Origin of the sequence: Serratia sp. 506_PEND, assembly GCF_001076875.1 — a bacterium.
Taxonomy (GTDB): Bacteria; Pseudomonadota; Gammaproteobacteria; order Enterobacterales; family Enterobacteriaceae; genus Serratia; species Serratia marcescens.
Genome location: NZ_JVEL01000356.1, coordinates 1 through 3,975, shown reverse-complemented (window position 1 = coordinate 3,975; position 3,975 = coordinate 1). Strand labels below are relative to the sequence as shown.

Below are 3,975 nucleotides of genomic sequence, written 5' to 3'. Positions count from 1 at the left end.
GTGGTTTCACAGTGCACCATGGCGATATGGCTGAGACTTCGTTTTTTTTGGGGGGGTAACAAGTTCAATCTGCAAGGCTTTTTCATTTTCTACAGAGAAAAATAAGTTTGTGCAGGAGGTTGCGAATGCTGGTTACGCAACTGACTCTTCGTATGAAAATAAGCTAATTAAAGTCATGAGTGGGTGTGATTTATATGAAGGTTATTAGTGGGTTATTTGTTCTTCTTGTGTTGGTTTTTTCTTTTTCTGTTCAAGCTCGAATGGACATGAATGACATATCCGAACTTGCTATTAAAAAAATAAAGGAAAATCATTTAACCACACTGAAGCAAGAATGTGTGTCTTTTGAATATCAATACGAAAATGAACTGTATGTGTTTTTTTCTGTTTTGGAAAATAATACTTCTGCTGTTTGTCGTGGGGATGAGAATTTTTCGGTTAAGTTATTCGACATGGAGTATGAGGAAAAGAATGGTTATTTCTTTGTCGAGGATGATATGAACCCCGGTTCTTATCAACGCCTCAATTGAAAAATACAAGGGCTGTTGTTAGTTTTTTTTAATTTGATAATCGGCAATATCTTTAAAGTTATCTGCTTGTCTGAACGTTATGCTGTTTTGGGAGCATTACCCGTGGCGATTTTGCATCCTTATCTTTTACACCATCAAATTACACATACTCAATGGCACCAGACACTGGCAGAAGGCGGTTGTTTTATTCTTGCTGAAGCTGCCATTAATGACGCGGTTTCCTGGCAGGCAGAGCGCCATTCCGGAAAGAATGAACTGACGCGTTTGTACTGGGACAAAGCGGGGCAAATTCATGCGTCCATTTCGCCACATATCATCCCGGTAAATCAGGGTAACTGGGAACAAGTGAAAGAACATGTCCTCACCCGTAACGGCTGGGGCGTTGGTGTCCGGTTGTCCTGGAAACATTATTCCCGAAGTGAAGAGACGCAGCTGCAGAAGCTTTCACAACATCTGCGCTCCTGGTTACTAGTGACCACGCCTGAACAGGACGATGTGACGTTACGCCTTGCCGACTGGCTGGTTGTCCGTCCGCTGCTGGAGGCCAGTACCCATCCTGAAGCAACGGCTTTCTTCGGTCCCGTTGCTGAATTCTGGCATCTTGCGCCCGATGGCTCGGCTGAAAGACTTGAACTGACTCACCCCAGTGAACATCCCCCCAATATCACGCAGCCCCGGACACTCAGCCCATTACAGTGGCAGGCCATTCTGACGCCTTCCCTGCTGAACACACTGCAACGCTATATGGCCCACCTCCGGCAACACCATCCCCGTTGGCACGATGCAGAAAACAACGAACTGCAACAGTTTACTGAACACCACTACCAGCAGGCTCTTGAATATGGTTTTCGTCATGACCGCGACATTGTGCGTTACCTGGCGCTGGCAAGCGAGCTTCATCCCGGTTTTATCGGTGACGCCTGGGTGCAGGCCATCATGAGAGACGCTGAATATACCCCGGCAGGCAGTCGTATGGACCGCCTGTACAGTAAAGCGGTTGAGATGATGGATGAAGCATAAAACAAGGATGAGTACATGAGTGAGAATAAATCGGCAACGCTGGTGAGCAGCGTAAGCACGTGGTGAACTCACCTTGCGTTGCAAGGTGAGTTTGTGTTTTGGATTTTCAGAGGACTAACGGAAGGTATTGCCGGCGTACGGCAGCAGCTCATTCAACCGCCGGTTCGGCCACGACGGCAACCGCGTCAGTACATCACGCAACCAGGCATACGGCTCCAAACCGTTCAGCTTTGCCGTCTCCAGCAGACTCAGGATATTCGCCATTCGCTGACCCGCTCGCAGACTGCCTGCGAAGAGCCAGTTCTTGCGCCCAACCGCCACCGGACGTATCACGTTCTCCGCCCGGTTGTTGTCTATCGGTACCCGACCATCCTCCAGATAGACCAGTAACGCCGCCCATCGCTTCAACGTATAGTCGATGGCCTTGCGTATCCCCGAGTTTGGTGCCGTCTTCTGCTGCTTCACCTGTAACCAGCTTTCGAACGCCTTCAACCGCGGTTTGGCATAACGGTGTCGCCATCGTCGTCGTTGTTCTGCCGGGCGCTGCTTTATCCGTCGCTCCAGGTTGTACAGCTCGCGGATAGTGGCCAGGGCGATTTCTGCCACCGGACTGCCGTTCGCCTTGTGCTGGTCGAAGAACTTCCGACGCACATGCGCCCAGCAGCCGGCTTCCTTCACGCTACCTTCGTCGAACAGCGCCCGGTAACCGGCATAGCCGTCCACGACCAACGTACCCTGCCAGCTATCCAGCATCGCGCTGGCATAGGTGCCACTGCGGCCCGGCTGGCAGTCATACAGCACCACCGCCCTGTCTGCCCCGGCGGCGCTGACGTAGGCCCACAGATACCCCTTCTGGCTGTGACCTTTTTCGGGATTGAGCAACAGTAACGGTGTCTCATCCGCCTGCAGTACCGCTTGCTGCAGCAGGTCCTGCCGCAGGGCGTCGGCCAGTGGCTTCAGTGCCGCCCCCACCGCACCGAACCAACCAGCCAGCGTGCTGCAGGGAATATCGATACCGTGACGCAGGTAGATTTTCTGCTGACGGTATAGCGGCAGATGGTCACTGCATTTGGCTACGGTGACCTGGGCCAACAACCCCGGACCGGGCTGGCCTTTTTCGATAAGCTGAGGCGGTAAGGGAACGGTATGGACGGTTTCACAGCAGGGACAGCTGTAGTGCGGGCGCACCGTGCGATGCACCACCACCCGAGCCGGAATGTACTCCAGCCGTTCGCTCACCTCATCACGCAGGGGGCGCAGGGCGTGCCCGCAGTCGGGGCAGTCATGACTGCTCAGGTCAAGACGGACCGTTTCACGGGATAACTCTGGCGGCAATGGCTGGCGTTTGGGCGGTGTGCCAGGGAGCGCCTTGCCTGCCGGTAACACCGCCGCCAACTGCTGTTCCAGGTCGGCGGTGTCGGCATCGACATCCTCTTCCGCCAGGCTCCGCTGTTCGCCCTGGAAGGCTTCACTCTTGCGGCCGAAGCGCCAGCGACGGCCGGCCTTCAGCGCGTCTTCCAGGGCCTGGATGTAGTGAGCCTGAGCTTCGAGCAGGGCCAGAGCCCGGACACGTAACTCATGGGGATCTTGTGTGGTAAACAGCGCGTCGATATCCATATCAGCAGCTTGACATAACGGACGGTGATAATCACGTCATATCATGACGTTAACGTTTAACGTCTCAGGTTTCCCAGCCCGGCAGGTCAAGCCCCTCAACCTGTTGCCAGTCTACCCCCTTGGTCAGCCAGGCGAACTGCTCTGCCGTCAGCGGCCAGGCGGTATCCCCGGGGCGGGGCCAGGTGAAGTGGCCCTGATGCAACCGGCGGGTGCACAGCCAGACGCCGTGCTTGTCCCACTGCAACACTTTGATGCGTGAGCGTGCCTTGTTGCAGAAAACCACCGCGGTTCCCGGCGGTAAGGGCGAGGGCAAGTGTTCATCGGCCAGCCGGGTCAGGGTATCAATACCCCGGCGCATATCGGTCGGCTCACGGGCCAGCCAGATGGCATGAGGCATTAGCATAGGTTGAGCTCCGCCATGATGGCCGGCAACTGGCTGGGCTGGCAGGTGATGGAGCACCGTTTTAAATTCAGGGTAATGGCGGGCATATGCGGGTCTATGTTGGGGAGGGATAGCGGTGCCTCTTCAGGGGCAACAGTCACCGGAATAAAAGGGGGTTCAGCGGCCGGTGACGTTGGGATTTTGGTCCACTTGCCGACCCAGTTGCAAAAGGTTTTGACATTGAGATGGTGTTGCAGGCTGTACTGAGTGCGGGACAGGCCGCTGAATTGCCAGTCGGCGACATGTTGCTGCTGTTGTTGGAGGGTATGGCGAGATTTTGGCATGGGGGAACCTGCGTAGTGAACATGAGGTTCAAGCGTGCCGAGTCGCACAAGGATTAACAATGTGAGTTCACCGCGTGCTTAC

5 protein-coding genes are annotated in these 3,975 nt (G+C 54.6%); 2 read left to right on the top strand and 3 right to left on the bottom strand.

The features are described 5' to 3' along the window. Nucleotides 1-185: 185 nt before the first annotated feature. Complete coding sequence (locus ADK28_RS11510; protein ID WP_048795706.1) at nt 186-530, top strand: hypothetical protein; 345 nt, start codon at nt 186-188, stop codon at nt 528-530. Between the two features lie 66 nt (nt 531-596). Continuing rightward, nucleotides 597-1,550 (top strand): DUF4123 domain-containing protein, encoded by a 954-nt coding sequence (locus tag ADK28_RS11505; RefSeq protein ID WP_161802710.1) that lies wholly within the window; start codon nt 597-599, stop codon nt 1,548-1,550. Nucleotides 1,551-1,664: 114 nt separating this feature from the next. Here the strand turns inward: ADK28_RS11505 and tnpC are convergent, their stop codons facing one another. From tnpC to tnpA, 3 genes are all read right to left on the bottom strand, one after another. Then, on the bottom strand, nt 1,665-3,167 hold the full coding sequence (gene tnpC / locus ADK28_RS11500) for an IS66 family transposase (protein ID WP_048795398.1): 1,503 nt from the start codon (nt 3,165-3,167) through the stop codon (nt 1,665-1,667). A gap of 64 nt (nt 3,168-3,231) precedes the next feature. Beyond that, on the bottom strand, nt 3,232-3,570 hold the full coding sequence (gene tnpB, locus ADK28_RS11495) for an IS66 family insertion sequence element accessory protein TnpB (protein WP_048795397.1): 339 nt from the start codon (nt 3,568-3,570) through the stop codon (nt 3,232-3,234). Then, on the bottom strand, nt 3,564-3,893 hold the full coding sequence (tnpA, locus tag ADK28_RS31520; RefSeq protein ID WP_049191698.1) for an IS66 family insertion sequence element accessory protein TnpA: 330 nt from the start codon (nt 3,891-3,893) through the stop codon (nt 3,564-3,566). Before tnpA ends, tnpB begins: the two co-directional genes overlap by 7 nt. Nucleotides 3,894-3,975: the final 82 nt, after the last annotated feature.

What these genes read in the sequence shown, in the direction of transcription:
- tnpC (WP_048795398.1), bottom strand. Translation starts at nt 3,167, where the DNA reads ATGGATATCGACGCGCTGTTTACCACACAAGATCCCCATGAGTTACGT.
- tnpA (WP_049191698.1), bottom strand. Translation starts at nt 3,893, where the DNA reads ATGCCAAAATCTCGCCATACCCTCCAACAACAGCAGCAACATGTCGCC.
- tnpB (WP_048795397.1), bottom strand. Translation starts at nt 3,570, where the DNA reads ATGCTAATGCCTCATGCCATCTGGCTGGCCCGTGAGCCGACCGATATG.